Source organism: Streptomyces sp. SID12488, from assembly GCF_010548275.1.
Lineage (GTDB): Bacteria > Actinomycetota > Actinomycetes > Streptomycetales > Streptomycetaceae > Streptomyces.
The window spans coordinates 96,897-120,019 of the sequence record NZ_JAAGLT010000020.1 but is presented as its reverse complement, the minus strand read 5'-3'; the positions used below and the strand labels follow the sequence as shown (position 1 = coordinate 120,019).

20 protein-coding genes and 1 pseudogene are annotated in these 23,123 nt (G+C 70.6%); 13 read left to right on the top strand and 8 right to left on the bottom strand.

Annotation, left to right across the window (positions count from 1 at the left end):
- Position 1: 1 nt before the first annotated feature.
- A pseudogene (locus tag G3I56_RS27405) lies at positions 2–193 on the top strand (alcohol dehydrogenase catalytic domain-containing protein); the annotation flags it as partial.
- Positions 194–369: 176 nt separating this feature from the next.
- On the opposite strand, the gene G3I56_RS27400 reads toward G3I56_RS27405, so the two are convergent.
- The 3 genes from G3I56_RS27400 to G3I56_RS27390 are packed head-to-tail and all read right to left on the bottom strand — an operon-like array spanning position 370 to position 3,296.
- Positions 370–1,221, bottom strand: coding sequence for a ThuA domain-containing protein (locus G3I56_RS27400; RefSeq protein ID WP_343240062.1), 852 nt, complete (start codon positions 1,219–1,221; stop codon positions 370–372).
- 3 nt (positions 1,222–1,224) lie between these two features.
- The gene (locus G3I56_RS27395; protein ID WP_164413409.1) at positions 1,225–1,989 is read right to left on the bottom strand and encodes an SDR family oxidoreductase; all 765 of its coding nucleotides are present in this window, start codon (positions 1,987–1,989) and stop codon (positions 1,225–1,227) included.
- Positions 1,990–2,018: 29 nt separating this feature from the next.
- Entirely contained in the window at positions 2,019–3,296 is a 1,278-nt protein-coding gene (locus G3I56_RS27390; protein ID WP_164413407.1) for an acyl-CoA dehydrogenase family protein, read from the bottom strand.
- 193 nt (positions 3,297–3,489) lie between these two features.
- On the opposite strand from G3I56_RS27390, the gene G3I56_RS27385 reads away from it, so the two are divergent.
- The 4 genes from G3I56_RS27385 to G3I56_RS27370 are packed head-to-tail and all read left to right on the top strand — an operon-like array spanning position 3,490 to position 7,928.
- The gene (locus G3I56_RS27385; RefSeq protein WP_164413405.1) at positions 3,490–5,028 is read left to right on the top strand and encodes an AMP-binding protein; all 1,539 of its coding nucleotides are present in this window, start codon (positions 3,490–3,492) and stop codon (positions 5,026–5,028) included.
- A 35-nt stretch (positions 5,029–5,063) separates the two neighbouring features.
- A complete protein-coding gene (locus G3I56_RS27380; protein WP_164413403.1) occupies positions 5,064–5,669 on the top strand; it encodes a histidine phosphatase family protein in 606 nt (201 codons plus the stop codon).
- A 47-nt stretch (positions 5,670–5,716) separates the two neighbouring features.
- On the top strand, positions 5,717–6,907 hold the full coding sequence (locus G3I56_RS27375; RefSeq protein WP_164413401.1) for an acetyl-CoA C-acyltransferase: 1,191 nt from the start codon (positions 5,717–5,719) through the stop codon (positions 6,905–6,907).
- 19 nt (positions 6,908–6,926) lie between these two features.
- Positions 6,927–7,928 (top strand): PDR/VanB family oxidoreductase, encoded by a 1,002-nt coding sequence (locus G3I56_RS27370; protein ID WP_164413399.1) that lies wholly within the window; start codon positions 6,927–6,929, stop codon positions 7,926–7,928.
- A gap of 156 nt (positions 7,929–8,084) precedes the next feature.
- Here the strand turns inward: G3I56_RS27370 and G3I56_RS27365 are convergent, their stop codons facing one another.
- Positions 8,085–9,107 (bottom strand): DNA-directed RNA polymerase subunit alpha, encoded by a 1,023-nt coding sequence (locus tag G3I56_RS27365; protein WP_055531818.1) that lies wholly within the window; start codon positions 9,105–9,107, stop codon positions 8,085–8,087.
- 462 nt (positions 9,108–9,569) lie between these two features.
- The gene (locus G3I56_RS27360; protein WP_203690780.1) at positions 9,570–10,367 is read right to left on the bottom strand and encodes an FCD domain-containing protein; all 798 of its coding nucleotides are present in this window, start codon (positions 10,365–10,367) and stop codon (positions 9,570–9,572) included.
- A 341-nt stretch (positions 10,368–10,708) separates the two neighbouring features.
- On the opposite strand from G3I56_RS27360, the gene G3I56_RS27355 reads away from it, so the two are divergent.
- The 7 genes from G3I56_RS27355 to G3I56_RS27325 all read left to right on the top strand — a co-directional run bounded on the left by G3I56_RS27355 (position 10,709) and on the right by G3I56_RS27325 (position 18,769).
- A complete protein-coding gene (locus G3I56_RS27355) occupies positions 10,709–12,070 on the top strand; it encodes an extracellular solute-binding protein (RefSeq protein ID WP_164413397.1) in 1,362 nt (453 codons plus the stop codon).
- Entirely contained in the window at positions 12,067–12,981 is a 915-nt protein-coding gene (locus tag G3I56_RS27350) for a sugar ABC transporter permease (RefSeq protein WP_164413395.1), read from the top strand. Before G3I56_RS27355 ends, G3I56_RS27350 begins: the two co-directional genes overlap by 4 nt.
- A 154-nt stretch (positions 12,982–13,135) precedes the next feature.
- Complete coding sequence (locus G3I56_RS27345) at positions 13,136–13,948, top strand: carbohydrate ABC transporter permease (RefSeq protein WP_164413519.1); 813 nt, start codon at positions 13,136–13,138, stop codon at positions 13,946–13,948.
- 107 nt (positions 13,949–14,055) lie between these two features.
- Positions 14,056–16,071 (top strand): hypothetical protein, encoded by a 2,016-nt coding sequence (locus G3I56_RS27340; RefSeq protein ID WP_164413393.1) that lies wholly within the window; start codon positions 14,056–14,058, stop codon positions 16,069–16,071.
- Positions 16,068–16,415, top strand: coding sequence for an L-rhamnose mutarotase (locus G3I56_RS27335; protein ID WP_164413391.1), 348 nt, complete (start codon positions 16,068–16,070; stop codon positions 16,413–16,415). Before G3I56_RS27340 ends, G3I56_RS27335 begins: the two co-directional genes overlap by 4 nt.
- 26 nt (positions 16,416–16,441) lie before the next feature.
- A complete protein-coding gene (locus G3I56_RS27330; RefSeq protein ID WP_164413389.1) occupies positions 16,442–17,338 on the top strand; it encodes an amidohydrolase family protein in 897 nt (298 codons plus the stop codon).
- 420 nt (positions 17,339–17,758) lie between these two features.
- Positions 17,759–18,769, top strand: coding sequence for an aldo/keto reductase (locus G3I56_RS27325; RefSeq protein ID WP_164413517.1), 1,011 nt, complete (start codon positions 17,759–17,761; stop codon positions 18,767–18,769).
- Positions 18,770–19,209: 440 nt separating this feature from the next.
- Here the strand turns inward: G3I56_RS27325 and G3I56_RS27320 are convergent, their stop codons facing one another.
- The 3 genes from G3I56_RS27320 to G3I56_RS27310 form a co-directional block, all read right to left on the bottom strand.
- On the bottom strand, positions 19,210–19,782 hold the full coding sequence (locus G3I56_RS27320; protein WP_164413387.1) for a hypothetical protein: 573 nt from the start codon (positions 19,780–19,782) through the stop codon (positions 19,210–19,212).
- Positions 19,783–19,825: 43 nt separating this feature from the next.
- Positions 19,826–20,668, bottom strand: a complete 843-nt coding sequence (locus G3I56_RS27315) for an SMP-30/gluconolactonase/LRE family protein (protein ID WP_164413515.1) — start codon at positions 20,666–20,668, stop codon at positions 19,826–19,828.
- A gap of 172 nt (positions 20,669–20,840) precedes the next feature.
- The gene (locus tag G3I56_RS27310; RefSeq protein WP_164413385.1) at positions 20,841–21,626 is read right to left on the bottom strand and encodes a carbonic anhydrase; all 786 of its coding nucleotides are present in this window, start codon (positions 21,624–21,626) and stop codon (positions 20,841–20,843) included.
- 316 nt (positions 21,627–21,942) lie between these two features.
- On the opposite strand from G3I56_RS27310, the gene G3I56_RS27305 reads away from it, so the two are divergent.
- Entirely contained in the window at positions 21,943–23,100 is a 1,158-nt protein-coding gene (locus G3I56_RS27305) for a hypothetical protein (protein ID WP_164413383.1), read from the top strand.
- Positions 23,101–23,123: the final 23 nt, after the last annotated feature.

Genomic DNA, 23,123 nt, shown 5'->3' with positions numbered 1-23,123 from the left:
GATGAAGGCTGTGCAGTACCGGCGGATCGGGCACGCCCCCGAGGTCGTCGAGGTACCGGTGCCCGAACCCGGCCCGGGCCAGGTGCTGTTGAAGGTGACGGCGGCGGGGATCTGCCACTCCGACCTGGCGGTGATGGGCTGGCCGGAGGAGCAGTTCCCCTACCCGCTACCGATGGCACTCGGCCACAACGGCCGTGCGGTGGTGCTGCCGCACGGTTGAGCGCGGCTCGGGGGCCCAGCGACTATTTCGCCCCCGCCGCCCCTACCCGTCCCATCCCGTCCTCGGGGGCGCTGCCCCCGAACCCCCGCTCCTCAAACGCCGGAGGGGCTGGATATTCAGCCCGTCCGGCGTTTGAGGACGAGGCCCCTTCAGGGCCGAAAGCGGGGGTCTGGGGGCGCAGCCCCCAGGGACGGGACGGGTAGGGGCGGCGGGGGCGAAAACCCACCGGCCGCCACCCCCCGCTCGACGCACCGCCGCAGCACCGTCAGGAACTCCGGCGTCTGCCACGGCCCCGCATCCACCCGCCCGGTGTCGCCCACACCCAGGTCCTGCATGTCGTAGCGCCCCCGGCAGTGGCCGAGGGTGAAGTAGCAGACCTCGCCGAGACCGTGCCGCCTGAGATACAGCACCGGTCGCGGCGCGTTGTCGAGCGCCGCCGTGTCGCCCTCGGCGAAGCCGCGGCACGGGCCCGTGTACTCGGCGTGCAGCAACACCTCCAGCTCCCCGTGCAGCTCACACACGTACAGCTCGTCGGTGACCGTGAACGGCCCGATCCCGGCGACGAGCGGATGGTCGGGCCGGGTCACCCGCACCTCGTACGGCGCGATCGGCGGGTGGGCGAGGAACTGACTGCCGAGCACTTCGGCCAGCTCCCCCAGGAGCCGTGGAGTCGTGAACACCCGCGGCCCGTCACTCGTCGACGAGCCGGTCACCTCGATCACCGAGTTGGTGCCGTGCAGGGCGAGCCAGCGCCCGCCCCGCTCGACGAACCGCGCCAGTGCGGCCCGTTGCGCCGGGCGGGGCCGGACGTCGCAGGTGTAGGTGACCAGCAGGTCGGCCCGATCGAGGGCGGGCACGCAGTCGTAGTCCTGGTACACCGTGGTGCGCACCCGAGGATGCTCGCCGAGCAGCTCCAGCAGCCGCAGCCGCGCGTGGTCGAAGTCGTGCCACCGGCCGCCGCAGACGAGCACGGCGTCCAGGCGGCCGGCCGGGCCCGCCACGGCTCAGTACTGGACGCGGGTGAGCAGCCCGCCGTCCACCACGAGGTTGACTCCGACAACGAAGGAGCCGGTCCGCCCGAGCAGGAAGGCCACCGCGGCGGCGACGTCCTCCGCGCTGCCGTAACGGCCGATCGGCAGCTTGGCGAGCACCTCCTCGTACACCTCCGGGCGGCTGGTACGGATGGTCTCCCAGGCGCCGCCGGGGAAGTCGATCGGGCCGGGCGAGACGGTGTTGACGCGGATGCCCTTGGGCGCGAGGGAGTGTGCGAGGGCCGAGGCGTGCTGGACGACGGCCGCCTTGAGGGCGGAGTACGAGTTCGCGCCGGCCGGGCGCGCGGTGTCGGAGGCGTTGGTGGTGCCGATGGCCACGACGGCGGCCCGGTCGGAGGCCTCCAGATGCGGCAGGGCCGCCTCGACGAGTCCCGCGAACGGGATCAGATCGCCGCGCAGGCTGGCTTCCCAGGACTCGGGGCCCTTCACGTTGCCCGCCGACACATTGGACACCAGCAGGTCGAGCCCGCCGAGTTCACCGGCCGCCCGCTCCACGAAGCCCGCGAGCGCGGCCGGGTCGGTGACGTCGACCGCCTCCGCGAAGACGACGGCCCCCTCGCCGCGCAGTTCGGCGGCTGCCTTGGCCAGACCTTCCTCACCCCGGGCGCACAGGGCCAGCGCGCAGCCCTCGGCCGCCAGTGTTCCGGCGATCGCCCGGCCGATGCCCCGGCTCGCGCCGGTCACCAGCGCCTTCGCGCCTGTCAGTCCCAGATCCATCGATGTCACTCCTTCGTGAGATGAGTCTTCTAGTTGCCGGGAAGCTGCGAGAACGGCGCCCGGTCCACCCGCGGCTCCGGCGGCAGCTTCAGCACCCGTTCGCCGATCAGGTTGCGCTGGATCTGGTCGGTGCCTCCGGCCAGCCGGTAGCCGGGGGCACCGAGCAGATGCTGGGTCCAGGCGAAGGTGCCGGGTTCCCCGGTGTCGGCGCTGATGCGCGCTCCCAGCAGCTCGGCGGCGACCTGTCCCGTACGGGTGAGCAGGTCGGAGGCCATGAGCTTGGTCAACGACGCTTCGGGCCCCGGCCGGCCGCCGGAGGCGCTCGTCCTGGCGACCCGGTCGACGGTGGCCGCGCGCAGGGCGGCACGTACGTACAGGTCGGCGAGGCGCTGGCGGACCAGCGGGTCTGCGGTGCGGTCGAGCGAGCGGGCGAGCGCGAGCACGTCCGTGAAGGTGCCGCCCTTGCGTCGGTTGCCGCTTCCGGAGGCGGTCCGTTCGAAGGCGAGGGTGGTGGTGGCGACCTCCCAGCCCTGGCCCGGGCGCCCGATCCGGAGCCGGTCCGGGACGCGAACACCGCTGAGGAACACCTCGTTGAAGGAGGCGCCGCCACTCATCTGCCGGATGGGGTGCACCTCCACCCCGGGGGCGTCCATCGGGACCAGGAACGCGGTGATGCCGGCCTGTTTGACGACATCCGGGTCGGTACGGGCGAGCAGCAGGCCGTAGTCGGCGAACTGGGCGCCCGAGGTCCACACCTTCTGACCGTCGATCACCCACTCTCCCCCACTCTCGGCTTCGCTCGACCGGAAGGTGCCCCCACCCCCTTCCTGGCGAGCGCGGGTGCGCACGCCCGCGAGGTCGGATCCGGCACCGGGCTCGCTGAAGAGCTGGCAGGCCAGCAGGTCGGTGCGCAGGAACGCCCGGGCGTGCTCGTGGAGTTGCTCGTCCGTCCCGAACAGGGAGACGGCCATCGCGACCAGTCGCACGGTGACGCTGATCAGCTCGGTGGACGGCGGCACCTCGAAGGCGGACTCCTCCTGCGCGAAGACGGCCACGTGGGCGGCGGTCAGGCCCGCGCCGCCCTTGTCCACCGGGAGGGTCAGCGCCTGATAGCCCGCGTCGAAGCGGGCCCGCTGGTAGGCGCGGCAGCGCTCCAGCAGCAGGCGTTCCTCGTCCTCGGGGAGGTTGTGGAACACGGCGAGATCGGCGGCTTCCGCAGCGGCCTCCGGTGCTCGCGCCGGTTCCAGCACGGTGGCCAGCCACTGCCGGACCTGTGTTCGCCATGCGTCCGGATCGGGCTGGGACATGACTCCTCCTCGGTCACTTACCAGACGACAGATGCAGTAACGGGGAGTGGCGGTGCGCGCCTATCCCGCTGAAACATGCGGGAATACCTCCGTCTGGGATCAGAGTGTTCCGTACTTTCTTGATAAACGCTACAGTCTCCGCATCCCCTCTCCCCTCGAATCGGGAGAGGCCCGCGGAGCCGCCGGAGGAGCCATGTCGCTGCTGCCACTCGACCGTCGCGCCCAGGAGACACCCGACGAACCCGCCCTGGCGGACGACCTGGGCGTGCTGTCCTGGTCCGCCCTCGCCGACCAGGTGGCGCGGGCTGCGGTCCGGCTGCTGGAGTTCGCGCCGGGCCAGGGCGACCGGGTCGCCGTCCTGGGTGACAACGCCATCCCGACGCTCGTGGCCCATCTGGCGGGTCTGCGCGCCGGAGTGGGGACCGTGGCCGCGTCCCGGAACCTCACGTCGGGCGAGCTCGTCGACCAGATCATCGACGCGGGCGTGACCGGGATCATCGCCGGACCCGTCGGCGCGGGCGCCGCCCTCGACGCGGCCCGGGAACTGGGTCTGCCGGTCGTGACACACGGCACCCCGGAGACCGGGCACGCCTTCGACTGGGAACTGTGGCTGGCCGCCGCCCCCGCCGGGCGCTCCCTCCCGACGGACAGGCCCGCCCGGCCCCCGCTCGTCTACACCTCGGGCACCACCGGACGGGCGCGCGGCACCGAGGTGCGCTGGGTCGGCGGCCCGGTCGCCGACAGCTCCGCCTACCTCGCCGCGATGTCCGCCCGGCCCGGATTCCCGCCGGGAGCCCACCTGGTGTGCGGCCCCCTCCAGCACAACGCGCCGCTGACCTCGCTGCGCCACCTCGCCGCCGGTCAGCCGGTGGTCGTCCTCGGCAGATACGACGCGGAGACGTTCCTCAGCCGGGTGCAGCAGTGGCGGGTCTCCTCGACGGTGATGGTGCCCACCCACTTCCAGCGCCTGCTCGCCCTCCCGGACGAGGTCCGCGCCCGGTACGACGTGTCCAGCCTGGAGCAGGTCTCCCACACCGGCTCCGCGTGTCCCCCGGACGTGAAGCGAGCCATGATCGACTGGTTCGGGCCGGTGCTGACCGAGTCGTACGGCGCCAGCGAGGCGGGAACGGTGGCCCGCATCAGCAGCACCGAGTGGCTGGCGCACCCGGGCTCCGTCGGGCGGGTCCGGCCCCCGTTCGAGGTGCTGGTCACGGACGACGCCGGCGAGCAACTGCCCTCCGGGGAACGCGGGTTGCTGGCCTTCCGGGCACCCGACGACCAGGGCGTCCGCTACCACGCGGACCCTGCCAAGACCAAGGCCGCCTATCTCTCCCCCGGCGTCTTCACGCTCGGCGACATCGGCTATGTCGACGCGGACGGCTTCATCTTCATCACCGACCGGGCCGCCGACGTCGTGGTCTCCGGCGGCGTGAACCTGTATCCGGCCGAGAGCGAGGCGGTCCTGAGGCAGCATCCGGCGGTCGTCGAACTCGCGGTGATCGGCGTGCCCGACCCGGACTTCGGCGAGGCGCTGCGGGCGCTGGTCGTGGCGGCGGGAGACGAACCGCCGGCCGACGAGCTGGACCGGTTCTGCCGCGAGCGCCTCGCCGCCTACAAGTGCCCGAAGTCGTACGAGTTCGTTCCCGAACTCCTGCGCAACGCGATGGGCAAGCTCGACAAACGCGCGATGCGCCGCCCCTACTGGAGCTCGGAACGGACCATCGCCGGCTGAGCTTCCCCTCCCCCGACCTGTACGAAGGATCGTCCATGACCGAACTCCTCCTCATCCGGCACGGCCTCCCCACGTCGGGCGTGTTCGACCCGGGGCTGTCGCCGGAAGGCGCCGCCCAGGCCGAACGCCTCGCCGACTGGCTCGCGCACGAGGACATCGACGCCCTCTACTCCAGCCCGTTCCGACGTGCCCGCGAGACGGCGGCGCCCCTGGAACGCCTCACCGGCATGACCGCCACCGTCCTCGACGACCTGCGCGAGTGGGACACGGACGTGTCCCAGCCCTACACGCCACCGGAGCAGATCGGCACGGACGATCCCCGGGCGGCGGCGCTGGCCGAGGGACGCTACGAGGACTTCGTGCCCGACCTCGACTGGGACGCCTTCCGGGCTCGTGCCGTGCGGGCCATGGACACGATCTTCGACGCCCGACCCGGCGGCCGGGTGGCGGTCGTGTGCCACGGCGGCATCACCAACACCTATCTGGCGACGGTGCTCGGCCTGCCCACGATGTTCTGGTTCCACCCCGGCTACACGTCCGTCAGCCGCGTGCGGCGCATGCCCGGCGGCCGGATCGTTCTGCACTCGGTCAACGAGACGGCCCACATGGTCGCCGAACGTGCCGTCGACGCGGTCGCCTGACCGTCCCGCCACATTCCAGTCGTCCCACACTCCAGGAGGTCCCGGCCATGCCCGGATCCGTCATCGTCGCCGGAGCCAGGACGCCCGTCGGCAAGCTGATGGGCGCCCTGAGCACCCTGTCCGCGGTCGACCTCGGCGCCCATGCCATCGGCGCGGCCCTGGCCGCAGTCCACCTGGACCCGGCGGCCGTGGAAGCCGTCGTCATGGGCCATGTCGTGCAGGCCGGGGCCGGTCCCAACTCGGCACGGCAGGCCGCGATCCAGGCCGGTATTCCGTTCTCCGTCCCCGCGAGCACCGTCAACAAGCTCTGCCTGTCCGGGCTGCACGCCATCGCCCTGGCCGACCTCATGATCGCCTCGGGCCGCCACGAGGTGGTCGTCGCGGGCGGCATGGAGTCCATGTCGGGCGCCCCGCACCTGCTCCGCGGATCCCGCACCGGCTGGAAGTACGGCTCGGCCGCGGTGGAGGACGCCCTCGACCGCGACGCCCTGGTCTGCGCCTTCGACGGCGTCTCCATGGGCGCGGCCACCGAGCGCTATCAGCAGCCGTTCGCCCTGACCCGCGGGGAACAGGACGAGTACAGCGCGCTGTCCCACCAACGGGCCGCCCACGCCCAGGAGTCGGGCGCGCTGGCCGAGGAGATCGCCCCCGTCACCATCTCCGGACGCCGGGGCGAGACGCTGGTGGACACCGACGAGGGCGTACGGCCGACGAGCACCGCCGAGAGTCTCGGGCGCCTGAGGCCGGCCTTCTCCGGCGCGGGCACCATCACCGCCGGCAACTCGTCGCAGCTCTCCGACGGCGGCGCGGCCGTCGTCGTGATGAGCGCGGAACGCGCCCGGCGGGAGGGCCTGACCCCGCTCGCCGAGATCGGCGCCTACGGCACGGTCGCCGGCCCCGATCCGTCGCTGCTCGTCCAGCCGGCCGGCGCGGTCCGCGACGCCCTGTCCCGGGACGGCAGGCTGAAGGCCGCCGACCTGGACCTGTTCGAGATCAACGAGGCGTTCGCCGGAGTGGCCCTGGCCTCTGTACGGGAGCTGGACGTCCCCCTCGACAAGGTGAACGTCAACGGCGGCGCGATCGCGCTCGGGCACCCGGTCGGCATGACCGGGGCCAGGCTGGTGCTGACCCTCGTGGCGGAACTGCGGCGGCGTGGAGGCGGCAGCGGAGCGGCGGCCCTGTGCGGGGGCGGCGGCCAGGGCGACGCGCTGTTGCTGCATGTGCCGACACAGGCCTGAACCCCGGAGCTGAACCATCATGAACGACCAGTTGCCCCCGGCCCCGACGACCCTCACGGTGGCCGCCCGCACCCTCGCAGCGGACGACGTCGTCTCCCTCACCCTGCGCCGCCCCGACGGCGGAACACTGCCCGCCTGGACACCGGGCGCCCACATCGACGTACTGCTGAACGGCGGGACCAGCGGGAACGGCGACGAGGGCGAACTGATCCGTCAGTACTCGCTGTGCGGAGACCCGGCCGACCGCGACGCCTGGCAGATCGCCGTGCTGCGCGAGCCGCAGGGCCGGGGCGGCTCGGCGTACGTCCACGACCATCTCCGCAAAGGCGCCACCGTGCGGGTCCGCGGGCCGCGGAACAACTTCCCGCTGCGGCCCGCCGCCCGCCAGTTGTTCATCGCCGGAGGCGTCGGTATCACGCCCATCCTGCCCATGGTCGAGGCCGCCGAGGCCGCGGGTGCCGACTGGCGTCTGCTGTACGGGGGCCGTACCCGGACCTCCATGGCGTTCCTGGACCGCCTCGCCCCGTACGGGGACCGGGTGCTCGTCCGTCCGCAGGACGAGTTCGGCCTGCTGGACCTCGCCGCCCACCTCGGCGTGCCCGAGGCGGACACCCTGGTGCACGCCTGCGGTCCCGAACCCTTGCTGCAAGCGGTTCAGGAGCAGTGTGCGGGCTGGCCGCCCGGCACGCTGGGCGTCGAGCGGTTCGCTCCGGCCCGGACGGCCGAGGCCGGGGACGGGGACGGCGCCCCGGCCGAGGCGTTCGAGGTGGAGCTCGCCCGTTCCGGGCTCACCCTCACCGTGCCGGCGGACCGTTCGGTGCTCGAGACCGTCGAGGCGGCGGGAATCGCGGTCGACTTCTCCTGCCGGGAAGGTACCTGCGGCACCTGCGAGACCGACGTACTCGACGGCAAGCCCGACCACCGTGACTCGCTGCTCACCGAGGACGAGCGTGCCGCCGGCGACACCATGCTCATCTGTGTGTCCCGCTCATGCGGGGGGCGCCTGGTCCTCGATCTGTGACGCCGATCGCGTCCAGCGACGACCAGGGCACCCCCCGAATCCCTTCGGTCGGGCACTACCCCGACCCGACCGGGGAGGCCCTTACGAGGGATCCGCGCCGACCCGTGCACCCGGTTCGAGACCGGAACCGGAGTGACGGGCCTGGTGGCGCGGTGTTCAGTACTGCTCGGTCTCCACGAAGCCGCCGTCGGCGTCGTTGTCCGCGCCGAAGGCGTCGGCGGCGGCGGTCGGGTTGAATCCGGGCGGGCTGTCCTTCAGGGCCAGGCCCATGTCGGCCAGCTTCGCCTTGACCTCGTCGATGGACTTCGCACCGAAGTTGCGGATGTCCAGCAGGTCGGCCTCGGAGCGGGCGACGAGCTCGCCCACGGAGTGGACGCCCTCACGCTTCAGGCAGTTGTACGAGCGGACGGTGAGGTCGAGCTCCTCGATCGGCAGCACCAGATCGGCGGCGAGGGCGGCGTCCGTCGGGGACGGGCCCATGTCGATGCCCTCGGCGTCGATGTTGAGCTCACGGGCGAGCCCGAACAGCTCGACCAGCGTCTTACCGGCCGACGCCATGGCGTCACGGGGACGCATGGCCTGCTTGGTCTCGATGTCGACGATCAGCTTGTCGAAGTCGGTGCGCTGCTCGACACGCGTGGCCTCGACCTTGTACGTGACCTTGAGAACCGGCGAGTAGATCGAGTCGACCGGGATACGCCCGATCTCCTGACCGACCTGCTTGTTCTGCACGGCGGAGACGTAGCCGCGACCGCGCTCGACGGTCAGCTCCATCTCCAGCTTGCCCTTGCCGTTGAGCGTGGCGAGGACGAGGTCGGGGTTGTGCACCTCGACACCGGCCGGCGGCGCGATGTCCGCGGCCGTGACGACGCCCGGGCCCTGCTTGCGCAGGTACATCACGACCGGCTCGTCCTGCTCCGAGGAGACGACCAGCTGCTTGATGTTGAGGATCAGGTCGGTGACGTCCTCCTTGACGCCCGGCACGGTGGTGAACTCGTGCAGGACACCGTCGACGCGGATGGACGTGACCGCCGCACCCGGGATCGAGGAGAGGAGCGTACGACGCAGAGAGTTCCCGAGGGTGTAGCCGAAGCCCGGCTCCAGCGGCTCGATGACGAACCGGGAGCGGAACTCGTCGACGACTTCTTCGGTCAGGGATGGACGCTGAGCAATCAGCACGGGGTGTTGCCTCCAGTGGTTTGGCGCCCGCTATGTGACGCCGTAGACATGGAAAGGGTACGGGCGTCAGGAGGCCCGTGTTCTCCACAGCGGCCGAACGGCCCGAGTCCCGATCCGGCGAGGAGACTTCGCGTCTCCCTTCCGACCGCCGCACGCGAGGCGTTCCAGGCCGTGGCGGAACAGCCGCTGGGCGCGGACGAGGGAAAGAAAGTCCTGTTCAGGGCGTTGCTGCCGTCGCGCTGGTGACTCGCGGGGCCGCCCCGCGTACGGCGGGCACTCACCGGCACGACGACTCGGGCGTTCCCGGACCAGCCGGAGTACGATGCCGCCGCGATTTTTTTGCGTGGAAAGCGTACGGAGATTTCCCCCGTTCCGGCGAAGCCGCAGAGGCGAGAGCGCCCGGGGGCGCTTTCTGCCGCTGTCGGCTTCCGGCCGCCGGGGCGGGGCTCACATGTTCAGCTGTTATCCGAACAGGCGCCGCTGGATCTCACGCCGGTAATCCTCCAGGGTCCTGTCGAGGTGTGCCGCGGTGGCCTCGGCGGCTTCCTCGGGGCGGCCGTCGCGGATGGCCCGGTAGATCGCCTCGTGTTCCTCGACAGCGAACTCGGTGTTCTCGCCCAGCGTGTCGTGGATGCCGATGGCGCTGGACTGCCGCTGCAGTCGTCGTGCGTCGCGCACGGCACTGGCGAGGAAGGTGTTGTGCGAGGCGGCGGTCACGGCCGCGTGGAAGTCGTCGTCCGCCTGGTTGAAGACGTCGACCTGGCCGTGGACGAATCCGTGCCGGCACTGCTGCATGGCGACCTCGATGGCACGCAGCTCGGAAGGGGTGGCACGGGTGGCCGCGAGGCTGCTGGCGGCCATCTCCTGGACCCTGCGGAACTCGAACAGCATCAGGACGTGGTCGATGTCGACGGGACGGAAGAAACCTCCCCACCGGCTGGTGATGAGCATGCCCTCGTCGTCCGCGACGAACAGCCCCCGCCCCTTGTGGGCCCGCACGCGGCCGAGCGCCGAGAGGATCTTCACGGCTTCCCGCACCACTGCTCGGCTGGTGTTCAGCGTCTGGGCCAGATCGATCTCCGTGGGCAGCCGGTCACCCGCCACCATCCGCGCCTCGGCGATGTACTCGAGGATCCGCTCCGCCACGATCTCGTACCCGGGGCGGTAGTCACGCCGTTCGTCCGAGCCGTTCACCGCTGTTGCCGGGGCGGGAAGGGTCTGCGCCGGCGCGGCCGCTTCGGTCGCTGGCGTGTCGTTCATGTGTGCTGCCTCCGGGGTGACTGCGGCGAACGCGACTGATCGCCGAGGAGCCTCGCTGATCGTACCCCAGGCCCACAATAAGTCGTACTCATTTCACAAGGAAGCCCCGCCGTAAGTCCGGGGAAGGGTGAGAAAATAAGCGATTTATGGGACATAAAGCCGCTCAACCCCTACGTCATCGACCAGAACCCAGGAAAAGAACGCTGCACACCCCCTTGACGTACCCATCGATAAGGCGGCTAATTTCACCGCGAGGTGTTGGTCCCGTCACCTTCAGCGCCCGACGCCCGCCCGGGACGGCTCGGCGTCACCCCATCCATGCACACTCAGTGGAGTCACTCATGACCGTCAACAAGGCTTCGTCCAGCCGGCCAAGAGCCGTCAGCCGCCGACGTACGGCGTTGCCGGCCGGGTGCGCCGCCATCGTGCTGCTGACCGTTTCCGCCTGTGGCGGCGGCACCGGCGGCACGACCGACAAGGACGGCTTCGCCCAGGCGCCGCAGAAGGACGGCGCGTTGACCGTCTGGGTGGACGCGACCCGTATGGACGCCGCGAAGCTGTACCAGAAGCTGCACCCCGAGGTGCAGCTGGACATCGTCAGCTACGACGGTGACGCCAACGGCTCGAACTATCTGCAGACAAAGGTCCAGCTCTTCAACCGCACCGGCAAGGGCTGGCCGGACGTCGTCTTCAGTTCCCAGAACAACGAGGCCAGCTGGGCGGTCGACGCGGGCTTCGCCGCCCCCCTCAACAAGGGCCTGGTCGACGGGGCGACGGTCGGGCAGTTCGCGAAGGGCGCCAACGACGTCTGCACGGTCGACGGCACCGTCTACTGCCTGCGCAACGACCTCTCCCAGGCGGTGCTCTGGTACAACGCGCCGCTGCTGAAGCAGTTCGGCTACACGCTGCCGACGACCTGGGAGGAGTACCAGAAGCTCGGTGAGAAGGTCGCCAAGGAGCACCCCGGGTACCTCGTCGGCGACGCCGGTGACTCCTTCACCCCCGAGATCTACCTCTGGGCGAGCAAGTGCGGCGCCAACGACATCACCGGGCCCAAGTCCGTCTCGGTGAACACCACCAGCGAGGCCTGCACCAAGATGGCCGAGCTGCTGGACGTGCTGATCAAGAACAAGTCCATGTCCATCAGCGGCGTCTTCAGCACCGACTTCGGCAAGAACCAGGCCGACAAGGTCCTGCTCATGCCTGGCCCTGCCTGGTTCGGCGGCGCGATGTTCCGGGACACCCTCAAGGTCCCCGCCAAGCAGATCGCGGCGGCTCCCATACCGCAGTGGCAGGGAGACGGCTCGCCCTCCACCGGCAACGTCGGCGGCGGCACCTGGCTGCTGTCCCAGCACTCCACCCACATCAAGGCGGCCACCGACTTCCTCAAGTGGGTCACCACCGACAACGCCTACCAGGGCGAGAAGGCACCCGGCTACCCGGCCTACGCACCCGCGGCCGAGGCCTGGCTGAAGGGGCAGGACGCCTCCGGCTACTTCGCCAGTGACCTGGGCGCGCTCAAGGACGCCTCCTCCCAGGTCTGGCCGCAGTGGGGCTCGGGCCAGTTCAGCCAGGAGGCGATCTGGGCGGCCACCGTCAAGCCCGGCATCACCCAGGGCAAGTCCATCGCCTCGATGCTGCCCGCCTGGCAGGACTCCATCACCAAGTACGCCAAGTCCAACGGATACAAGGTCTCCCAGTGACCGCCGCCCACCCTTCGGCCGGCTCTGCCCGGCGGCGCCCTCGCGGCGTCGCCCGGCAGAGCCGGGCCGGCGTCGCCTTCGTCGCCTGCTACGTGCTCCTGCTGATCGCGTTCGGCATCCTGCCGACCGGATACGCCGTCTACTTCGCCTTCACCGACGCCGGCGGCACTTTCACCGGCTTCACCAACTTCATCACCACGGCACAGGACTTCCGCTTCCTGGACGCCGTCGGCCATGTCGCGCTGTACCTCCTGTTCTGGCTGGTCTCGCTCGTGGTGTTCGTGGTGGCCCTGGCGCTGCTGCTGCACCGTCTCGCCTCGGGCGCCGTCAGCAAGTCCCTGCGCTTCCTCTTCTACATCCCCGGTGCCCTCGCCGGGGCCGCGAGCGTGCTGGTGTGGCTGTTCATGCTCGACCCCGCGGTGAGCCCGGTCAGCTCACTGCTGGGCACGCTGGGATTCCACACCTTCGGTGAGGTCATCGCACCCGGGAACCTGCCGCTGTTGTTCACGGTCATCGCGTTCTGGACCGGCGCGGGCGGCTGGATCGTCGTCATCTACGGCGCGCTGAACAACATCCCCAAGGACGTCATGGAAGCCGCCCGCATCGACGGCGCGAGCGCCTGGCAGACCGCCTGGCGTGTGCAGATCCCCATGCTCCGCAAGTGGATCGTGTACATGGTGATCCTGGCCTTCGCGGGCGGCGCCCAGCTGTTCGTGGAACCGCAGTTGCTCTCCCTCGCCAGCGTGGGCGTCGCCGGACGCGACTACTCGCTGAACCAGCTGACGTACGACTTCGCCTTCCAGATGAACAACATCAACGGTGCCGCCGCGGTCTCGGTGGAGCTTCTGGTCGTCAGTGTGTCGGCCGCCGCGGTCTTCGTCGCACGGTCGGGGTTCTTCGATGCCGACTAGGACCCCTGCCGGACCGGCCACCGTCACACCACGCACGGAACGGGAACCAAGCGTCATGAGCCGAGCGCACCACCAGGCCTCCGAGCGGCGGCGCCCCCGCTCCCCGAGCCGCCTCGCGCCCCGCCTGCTGACCGGCTCCGTACTGGCCGTGTTCATGGTGTTCTTCGTGCTGCCGGTGCTGTGGCTCGCCCTCGCGGCGACCAAGACCGACCAGCAACTCGTGCACGGCAGCCCGCTGTCCTTCGGCTCCTGGCACGCCTTCAAGACCAACTGGGACGCCCTCACGGCGTTCCAGGACCACGCCGTCCTGCAGTGGCTCGGCAACTCCACGCTCTACGCGGTGATCTCGCTGGTCATCACGCTCTGCGTGGCCGTACCGGCGGGGTACGCCCTGGCCATGACGGAGTTCCGTGGCCGGCACGCGCTGCTCGTCTCGACCCTGGTCGTGATGCTCATGCCGACCGCGACGCTGGTGGTGCCGCTGTTCCTGGAGATCAACGCGGTGCACCTGATCGGGTCGATGTGGTCGATCATCCTGCCGTACTCGTTCTACCCGTTCGGCGTGTATCTGACGTACATCTACTTCAGCACCGCCGTACCGAAGGATCTCCTGGCGGCGGCACGGATGGACGGCTGCTCGGAGTTCGGCGTCTTCCGGCACATCGCGCTGCCGCTGGCGACCCCCGTCATCGCCCTTGTGGGCTTCTTCAGCTTCGTCGCCAACTGGACCAACTACTTCCTGCCGTACGTGATGCTCCCCGAGAGCGACCAGATGCCGATCCAGGTGGGGGTCGGAAGCCTGCTCAGCAACGTGCCGTCCTTCAACCCGGCCGTCGGTACGACCGCGATCGAGCGCCCGCAGCTGGCACTGGCCACGCTGCTGGCCATCACACCGGTACTGGTCGTCTTCCTGTTCGCCCAGCGCTTCCTGGTCAGCGGAATGCTCGCCGGAGCCACCAAGGAGTAGACCCCGGACCACGGCTCCACTCATGACGCCCGAGCCGATACCCGTCCGCCCGGCCCGTCGTCCCCTGCGTGCGCACCTCGCCACCACCCCGAACGGAGATCCTTCCCATGCCCCTCAGCTCTTCCGACCGCACGTCGGGTGAGGACGCTCCGGCCCCCGCCCACCCGGCCGCGCCGCCCGAGGTCCAGGCCCGGGTCCCGGTGCTCGAACCACCGGGCTGGGCCGTGTCCCAGCGGGCCCTGTTCGAGCTCCTCGACCACGCCTGGCGCCGCTTCGCCCGCGACTTCACCGGCCCGGACGGCCGCCTCAACTACTCCGGCCGGCTCACCACCCGCGACGGCGTGGACGACTTCTACGAAGTGTTCTTCAACTGGCCGCAGTTGTACCTCCTCGGCGGCGCCGACGACCTGCTGCCCGCCAGTGAGAAGCACTGGGAGGGCGTGACCCGGCAGCTCACCGAACTGGACATGCTGCGCGACGAGTACGAACGCGGCTACGACTGGTTCCACCAGGGCGAGAGCCTCCTCCTGCTCTACTTCCTGTGCATGGCCGCGCCCGAGCGCTGGTCCGAACGCGCCCTGCGCTTCGCCGAGTTGTACGTAGACCCGACCAAGGGCAACTACGATCCCGAACACCGCGTCATCACCGGCCCGCACAACGGCAGCGACCCCGACCGCCAGGGCCTGTTCGACGGCGACGTCTATCCCTGGATGCTCAAGGAGGCCGAGACGTACGGCTTTCCGCTCGAGTGGATCCCCGAGGCGGACGGCGGTCCGTTCCCCCTCTCCGCGGATCCGCGTCTCGGCCCGCAGATGCGGGACCGGATGGGCACCGGCGACACCGCGGTCAACCTCGGCGCGGCGGGACTGGTCCTCAACGCCTGGATCCTGTCCGGCGACGAGCGCTACCGCGACTGGATCGTCGAGTACGTGGGCGCGTGGCGCGAGCGCACCCGGGCGAACCAGGGGATCGTCCCGGACAACGCGGGCCCGGACGGGGTCGTCGGCAGTCGGCTGGAGGGCCGCTGGTACGGCGGCCACTACGGCTGGTCCTGGCCGCACGGCTGGCACAGCGTCGGTCACGCGGTCTGCGTGGCGGCCCTCGCAGCGGCGACGGTCACCGGGGACGACGACCACCTCTCCCTGGTCGCGACCTCGCTCGACGCCCTGATCGAACGCGGCAAGGTGATGCCCCACACCGAGGCGGACTCCAGTCTGCCCTCCAAGTGGGCGGCCGAACTCGGCCCGGACGCCCACACGCCCACGCTGCACCTGCCGTTCCGGCACAACGACTCGGGCTGGTTCGACTACAACCCGGCCACCGCGCCCGTACCGGTCGCACTGTGGCACCACACGGCCTCCGACACCGACCGCGCCCGGCTGGAGGGGCTGCGCGAGGCGAGCGGCATCGACTGGCGCACCGTCCGGCCGTTCCGCGCCAAGGAAGAGTCCGGACACGAGAAGGCGTGGTTCGCCTTCCTCGCCGGTGACGACCCCGACTACCCGGAACGCATCCTCGCCGCCGCCCAGGCCCAGATCCGCCACCGCCTCAGGCGCATCGACCGCTACCGCGACCTGGACGTGCCCGAGGCCGACATCCACGTGTGGCAGCAGTGCAACCCCGTCGCCACCGAGGCCCTCGTCCAGCTCACCTGGGGCGGCCCCCAGGTGCTGTACAACGGCGGTCTGCAGCAGGCCCGGCTGCGCTACCACGACGCCGAGGCCCGCCGTGCCGGCCTGCCGCCGGACGTGGCCGCACTGGTCACCTCCATCGCCCCCGAGGCGACCACCGTCGAACTGGTCAACCTTGCCCCCGAGACGGACCGCACAGTGATCGTCCAGGCGGGCGCCTTCGCCGAGCACACCATCACCGGCGTCCGCTACACGACCTGTGCGGACGACGACTGGATCGGTGACATGTACGACTACGGCCACACCGAGCCGGTCGTCACCGAGGCGGAGACGTCCTGCGACAGCGCCTTCCTGACGGTACGACTGCCCGCGTCCACCCGCATCCGGCTCGTCCTACGGCTGCGCCTGCGCGCCAACACCCCAAGCTACCGCACCCCGTTCGACACCCAGGCCGACGAGTCCTCCTCGGCCACGGAGGAGAACCCGACATGAAACGCATCGCCCAGACCATCAGGCTCCGTCCCGAACGCCGGCAGGAGTACCTCGAACTCCACTCCGCCGTCCGGCCCGGCGTCGAAGCGGCCATGCACCGGGCCCAGATCCGCAACTTCGGCATCTTCCTCCACGGTGACGTGCTGTTCGCCTACCTCGAATATCACGGCGCCGACTTCGAGGCCGACATGGCCGCCCTGGAAGCCGACCCCGAGACCCAGGAATGGTGGAAACTCACCGACCCCTGCCAGGAGCCCTGGCCCGACCGGGGCGACTCCCGCCAGTGGACGGAACTCACCGAGATCTGGCACCTCGACCCGCCCGGCGCGGACGCCACCACCTGACCCGGCCCGCGTCAGACCGACCCGACATGGAGCCCTCCGTGACCTCCACCCCAGCCCCCGTCCTCATCGATGCCCACCACCACCTGTGGAACCTCGGCCGGCGCCCGCAGCCCTGGCTCGACGATCCCGCGCTGGCGTCGATCAGCCGTACCTTCACCCCCGGCGACCTGCGCTCCACCGCCACCGCCCCGATCGCGGGCCGTCACCTGCACAGCACGGTGGTCGTGCAGTGCATGCCCGAGGTGCCCGAGACCGAGGACCTGCTCGCCCTAGCGGAACAGGAGCCGCTGATCGGGGCCGTGGTCGGCTGGGCGGACCTGACGTCCCCGGCGATCGGCGAGGTGCTGGACCGGCTGCTCGCCGGACCGGGCGGCGCCTTTCTCCGCTCCCTGCGCCATCTCGTCCAAGGGGAAGTGAACCCGCGGTGGCTGCAACGCCCGGATGTGGAGCGGGGGTTGGCGGCGGTCAGGGACCGAGGGCTCTCCTACGACGTACTGGTCCGCAGCCACCAGCTCGACCAGGCGATCCGCCTCGCCGAACGGTTTCCTGAACTGCCCCAGGTGCTCGACCACGCGGGCAAGCCACCCATCGCCCGGGGCGAACTGGCAGACTGGCAGAGCCAGTTGCAGCAGCTGGCCGCGCACCCACAGGTGGTCTGCAAACTGTCGGGACTGATCACCGAGGCCGACCACGACACCTGGACCACCGCCGACATCCGCCCCGTCTGGGACACCCTGCTCACCGCCTTCGGACCCGGCCGGTTGATGTTCGGCTCCGACTGGCCGGTCGCGAACCTCGCGGGCGGCTGGAACCGCTGGGCAGCCACCGTGGACGAACTGCTCACCGACTGTGCCGAGTACGAGATCCACGCGCTCCTCGCCGGCACCGCGACCGCCTTCTACCGCCTTCCCACCCACCTCTGACTACCTGCGCCCTGAAAGGACCCTCACACCGCGATGACGCTCGCAGTGCGATACCTGGCCCCGGCGAGGTGGAACTCGCTCCCGCCTTCGTCGGCATCTGCGGCACCGACCTGCACATCTTCCACGGTGACATGGACACCCGACCCCATCGCCACCGACAACACCCAGGCACTCCAGGACGACCCCGCACGCAGCCGGGCGATCCTGGACCGTATCCCCGCCGGACGACGGGGCAACGCCGACGACCTCGCGGGCGCCACCGTCTTCCTCGCCTCCGGCGCCGCCCACGGCGTGCTCACCATGACCACCCCCGGCGACGTCTCGATGGCCACCCTCACCGAAGTCGAAGCACTCGTCGCAGGCGGATCAGCCACGTACAGCGCTGACGGCACGCCGATCCACATCCCCGAGGAGGGCGTCATGGAGCGCCGGAAGATTCACCACACCCCCGTCGAACTCACCGCACTCGGCTTCGGCGCCGCAGTCATCGGCAACCTCTACCGGACCACCTCGGCCGAGGACGCCTCGGCCGCCGTCCACGCGGCCTGGGACGCGGGCATCCGGTACTTCGACACCGCCCCCCACTACGGGCTCGGACTCTCCGAACGCCGCCTCGGCGCGGCCCTGCGGGAGCGGCCCCGGGACGAGTACGTCGTCTCCTCCAAGGTCGGCCGACTCCTCGTCCCCAACGAACATCCCCGAGGCGTCGACACCGAGGGTTTCGTCGTACGCGACGACCTCCGCAGGCAATGGAACTTCAGCCGCGACGGCGTACTCCGTTCCATCGAGAGCACCCTCGAACGCACAGGCCTCGACCGCCTCGATGTCGTCTACCTCCACGACCCCGACAACCACTGGCGACAGGCCGCCGACGAAGCCATGCCCGCACTCGCCGACCTCCGCGACCAAGGCGTGATCGGCGCCATCGGAGCGGGCATGAACCAGTCCGCCCTGCTCACCCGTTTCCTCCGCGACACCGCCGCCGACCTGGTCATGCTCGCCGGCCGCTACACCCTCCTCGATCAGTCCGCCCTCGACGACCTGCTCCCCACCGCACAAGAACTGGGCAAGAGCGTCGTCGCGGTCGGCGTCTTCAACTCCGGACTCCTCTCCCACGAGTGGCCTGCCGAAGGCATGAAGTACGACTACCAGGACGCGCCACCGGAGCTGGTCGCCCGCGCCCGGGCCATCGCCGACGTCTGCACCGCCCACGGCACCACCCTCCCCGCCGCCGCCATCGCCTTCCCGGCCACTCACCCGAGCACGGTCAACGTCACCCTCGGCATGCGCGACCGCGACCAAGTGACACAGAACGTGGAACTCCACGGGAGGGCCGTCCCCCAGGCGCTCTGGGACGACCTCCGGGGCCAAGGGCTGATCAGGCCCGACGTCCCCGGCGGAAGCGGCGTCCAGGGCCCGCCCGGTCAGTGACAGCAATCGAAAGGAGATGTGTCGTACGTCGGCCGCACCCTGGACGCATCTGCGCAGGAGCATCACACAGGCTGCACACACACTCTCGAAAGCCTCGCTACGTTTACTCCCGGCTCGCTCACCCGTGCGAGTGTGAACACAGGAAGACCGTAGATGGACTACTGCTCCACGTGCTGTCGGCATCTCAACGGCGTCCTCGTGTGCCCCGGTTGCGGCGCCTACGCCCCGGACATCGCGCCCCTCGCCGACGGAACGCCCGCGCCGGCCGCTGCGCCAGACGCGGCAACCCGCCAAGACCCTGTCCGCCTGTGGAACGACGCGGACCCCGGCACCGAGAAGACCAAGGGAGCCGAGGGAGCCGGCCAACCGCCGCAGGAGCACCCGTACGACACCTCGGACGCCCCCTCCCTCGCGCCGAACGGGCGGGCGTCGCGGCGCCGTCAGCGGGAACGCTGGAAGAAGACGCAGCGGAGGGCACTGGTCGCCACGGCGGTCGCCCTGGTCGGCGGCGGCTTGACCGTCTCCTCGCTGAACCGCCAGACCCCGGACCGAACGCAGGCGGCCTCCGCGCCGGACAGGCAGGCCATGGGGGGCGCGGAGGAGCAGGTCACGGATTCCACGCCCGTCTCGTCGACACCGGCCGACACACACCGGGCGAAGCGCACCTCGCCCGCCACCCGGTCCTCCACGCCGAACGCGCCGCGTGAACAGTCCGCCGCCACGCCCCGGGCCACGCCGGCGACACAGGTGATCCCGCGGAGGGGCACCCCGGTTCCCCTGACTGCGGTGACGGCCTCGGCCGAGTCGCAGTCGGCCTCCACCGTGTCCGATGCCACGGACACCGCTACGGAGACCACGGCCTCGCCCGGCCCCGCGTCCACCGACAGCGCCACCACTTCGGGCACGGACACATCGTCGGCAACCCCCTCGCCGTCCGGGTCGTCCGAGTCGTCCGATTCCTCCTCGACGTCTGCGTCCTCGTCAGAGCTCTGCCTGCTCGGACTGGTGTGCATCAGCTGATCCCGTGCAGCCGGAAGGCCCGGCGGCGCCCGCGGGTCACGGCCAGCCCGCTCCCGGCACGGTGACCTGAAGGGTGAGCACCTGACCCGTGCCGGGCGCCACCACCTCGGACTCGGTCATGCCCTGCCATCGCGCCGCCACGATGAACAAGGTCGTCCCGTCGGGACCGCCCAGCGCGCAGGCGAAACAGCCGCGGTCCAGCGTCACGGTCTGCAGAACCGTCCCGCCCTCGCCGACGCGCACGCACCGCCGGTTGGGGACGTCGGCGTACCAGACGGCGTTCTGCGCGTCGACGCAGATGCCGTCCGGGGTGCCCTGCCCGAGGTCTGCCCAGACGCGCCGGTCGGACAGCGCGCCGTCCGTGTCGATGTCGAAGGCCAGCAGGTTGTGGCGGTAGGAGTCCGCGACGATCAGCGTGGAGTTGTCCGGGGTGACCGCCATACCGTTGGGAAACGCGATGTCGTCGGCCACCTGGCGCACGGAGCCGTCGGGTGTGGCCAGGTGGATGAACCCGGGCTTGACCGCTTCGCCCGCCATCGGGTTGAAGCCGGCGCGGTTGACGTAGGCGTTGCCGCGGCCGTCCACCACGATGTCGTTCCAGCCCGGCCGGCCGAGGTCCGCGTGAGTGACCAGGGTGCCGTCCGGCTCCCGGCGCAGCAGCAGCCCGTCGGGGGACGAGACGATCACCAGTCGGCCGTTCGGGAGCCGGGCGGTGCACAGCGGCAACGACGCCACCTGGGCGATCACCTCGCTGCGGCCGGCGAGGTCGACGGAGATGACCTCGCCGGCGGACCAGTCGGAGAAGTACAGCCGGTCGCCGTGCCAGCGCGGAGACTCGACCAGCCCCCTGCCGGTGAGCAGTGTCCGTACCTCGGTCATCCTCATCACAGCCCTTCGCCTCGGCCGGCCGGGCGCCGGTGCCTCCACATCTATACGAACACCGGGTGGCCGGCTCGGCAGGCTCCCCGATGAACCCGGGGCTGGGGAGTCGGCCGCGACGACTGTCCGGCGCGGCCGACTCCTCTGCGTAAAACTCCTGTGCGTACGACCGTCAGCTGATGCGGTGCACTCGCTGGGTGGTCAGCTCGTAGCGGGCGCCGACGATGGTCAGGGCGCCCGAATCCACCTTCGCGGCGAGGTCGGGCTCCGCCGCGAGCCGTGCCCGTATGAGCCGTATGTTGGCGTCGATCGTCGCGTCGACGCGCGCGTCGCCCGTCTTGCTGAGATCGATGGCCGGGCTGATCTGGTCGGCCAGGTACTGGATGTGGGCGGGCAGTCTCTCGCCCGACTCGTCAGCCTGGACCGTCGCCTTGACCGCTCCGCACGACTGGTGGCCGAGGACCATGAGCAGGGGGATCCCCAGTTCGAGCACGCCGTACGCGAGGCTGCCGAGCACGGCCTCGTCGAGGACCTGGCCCCCGCTGCGTATGGTCATCAGATCGCCGAGGCCCTGGTCGAAGACCATCTCCGGAGGTACCCGGGAGTCGATGCAGCCGAGGACGAGGGCGAAGGGGTGCTGACTGGCCGTCAGCGCCTGCCGGACGGCGGGAGACTCGTCGGGATGCTGCTGACGGAAGGTGCGCCAGCGGCGGTTGCCCGCGGACAGCTCCCGCAGAGCCTCCTCGGCGGTGGTGGGCCGCTTTCGCGGAACGGTGGTGGGGGGTGCGGCGACCGCGGGTTCGGCGCCGATGGCCAAGCCGGTGCCGAGAACGGCGGTCCCGGTGAGCGCGGCGCGCAGGAGTGAGCGCCGGGCGGGGGGTGTCGCGCCGGGGACCGGGGCGACGGATGCCGTCCGCTGTGGGTGGACGGCGGTGTGGGGTGCTGGGTCAGAGTTCACGGAAGGGAACGTATGTCCGGCTCGACGCCCCTCCGCTCGGGTTGCCGGTTCATGATCAAACGTTGAAGCGTTCTTGACGGCTCCGAGGGATTCCCTTGGCCAGGAAGCGAGTTGCGGGCCGACGCCTCGGTCCGACCGCTTCAGCCACCCGAGCGGCGTACAGCTCACTACTATCGAACACCGGACGGTGACGCTTCGTCCGCTGCTGATTTCCGCGTACCCGTATGTACCCGCATGTCCGCGCACTCCGATCGCAGGGAGTTCCATGAGATCCGGACGATTACGCACCCGCTCCGCAGCCGTCGCAGTCACGCTCGTGTTGCTCGCATTCGGCTCGGGCCAGGCGTTCGCGCACACCCCCGAGCCACCGGCACCGCCGCAGTACACCGCTGTCGACCTCGGCACCCTCGGCGGGAGCGGCAGCCGCGGTGTCGCGCTCGACCGCGACACGGTGGTCGGCAATTCCGAGACCGCCGGCGCCGAGTGGCACGCCTTCGCGTACGACCGCTCCACACGCGTCATGACCGACCTCGGCACGCTCGGGGGCAGTTCGAGCGACGCGGTCGACGTCCAGGGCCGCCATGTCATCGGCAACGCCACGCTGCCCGACGGCACCCGGCGCGGGTTCGTCTACGACCTGCGCACCCGCCGCATGCAGGCACTGGGCACCTTCGGCGGCACCGACAGCCAGGTCAGGGCCATCAGCGGCCACACCGTGGTGGGCAGCGCCAGGACACCCGGCAACCAGAGCACGCACGCCTTCGTGTACGACATACGCACCGAGGTCATGACCGACCTCGGCACCCCGGCCGATCCGGCGGGGGTCAGCAGCCCGATCGGCATCTCCCAGGGCCGCTTCGTCGCGGGAACCTGGAACGTCCCCGGGGCGCAGTACGACGGAGGCCGGCCCTTCGTCTACGACCTGCGCACCCACGTCATGACCGACGTCGGCCTCCACGGCGGCGTCTACAGCAAGGCCACCTCGTTCAGCGGCCACACGATCGTCGGCATCACCCAGCCTCAACCCAGCGGCGACACCGGCGAGTTGCCTCCCACCCATGGCTTCGCCTACGACATCCGCACCCGGATCTGGACCGACCTCGGCGCCGAGATGGCCTATCAGCCGCTCGTCACCGGGCACACCGTCGTCGCGAGCAACCGCCCTGCCGCATACGCCCTGGACCTCACCACCCGGACCATGACGCCCTTCGGTCCGGGGCCCGGCAGAACCGGCATCAACGCTGTCGGCGGACAGTTCGTCGTCGGAGAGGCCTTCCCCGGCCCCTTCTGCTACGTGTACCGCATCGACACCCGCCGCCTCACGCGACTGCACGCCCTCGGCGGCATCCAGGCCACGGCAAGCGGCGTCGACCGGCACGGCTCCGTCACCGGCAGCAGCGCGACCGCGCCGCCGGACCCTTCCACTCCCAACGGGCCCTACCACGCCACGCTCTGGACCCTCTCCGCCACCTGACACCCGTGGCGCGGGCAGCCTGG

Bases quoted from the DNA above. Each gene is read 5' to 3' on its own strand.
- G3I56_RS27360 (WP_203690780.1), bottom strand. From the start codon at position 10,367: ATGAACGACACGCCAGCGACCGAAGCGGCCGCGCCGGCGCAGACCCTT.
- G3I56_RS27325 (WP_164413517.1), top strand. From the start codon at position 17,759: ATGGAGCGCCGGAAGATTCACCACACCCCCGTCGAACTCACCGCACTC.
- G3I56_RS27370 (WP_164413399.1), top strand. From the start codon at position 6,927: ATGAACGACCAGTTGCCCCCGGCCCCGACGACCCTCACGGTGGCCGCC.
- G3I56_RS27385 (WP_164413405.1), top strand. From the start codon at position 3,490: ATGTCGCTGCTGCCACTCGACCGTCGCGCCCAGGAGACACCCGACGAA.
- G3I56_RS27315 (WP_164413515.1), bottom strand. From the start codon at position 20,668: ATGACCGAGGTACGGACACTGCTCACCGGCAGGGGGCTGGTCGAGTCT.
- G3I56_RS27340 (WP_164413393.1), top strand. From the start codon at position 14,056: ATGCCCCTCAGCTCTTCCGACCGCACGTCGGGTGAGGACGCTCCGGCC.
- G3I56_RS27395 (WP_164413409.1), bottom strand. From the start codon at position 1,989: ATGGATCTGGGACTGACAGGCGCGAAGGCGCTGGTGACCGGCGCGAGC.
- G3I56_RS27380 (WP_164413403.1), top strand. From the start codon at position 5,064: ATGACCGAACTCCTCCTCATCCGGCACGGCCTCCCCACGTCGGGCGTG.
- G3I56_RS27345 (WP_164413519.1), top strand. From the start codon at position 13,136: ATGGTGTTCTTCGTGCTGCCGGTGCTGTGGCTCGCCCTCGCGGCGACC.
- G3I56_RS27355 (WP_164413397.1), top strand. From the start codon at position 10,709: ATGACCGTCAACAAGGCTTCGTCCAGCCGGCCAAGAGCCGTCAGCCGC.
- G3I56_RS27375 (WP_164413401.1), top strand. From the start codon at position 5,717: ATGCCCGGATCCGTCATCGTCGCCGGAGCCAGGACGCCCGTCGGCAAG.
- G3I56_RS27330 (WP_164413389.1), top strand. From the start codon at position 16,442: ATGGAGCCCTCCGTGACCTCCACCCCAGCCCCCGTCCTCATCGATGCC.
- G3I56_RS27320 (WP_164413387.1), bottom strand. From the start codon at position 19,782: ATGCACACCAGTCCGAGCAGGCAGAGCTCTGACGAGGACGCAGACGTC.
- G3I56_RS27335 (WP_164413391.1), top strand. From the start codon at position 16,068: ATGAAACGCATCGCCCAGACCATCAGGCTCCGTCCCGAACGCCGGCAG.
- G3I56_RS27390 (WP_164413407.1), bottom strand. From the start codon at position 3,296: ATGTCCCAGCCCGATCCGGACGCATGGCGAACACAGGTCCGGCAGTGG.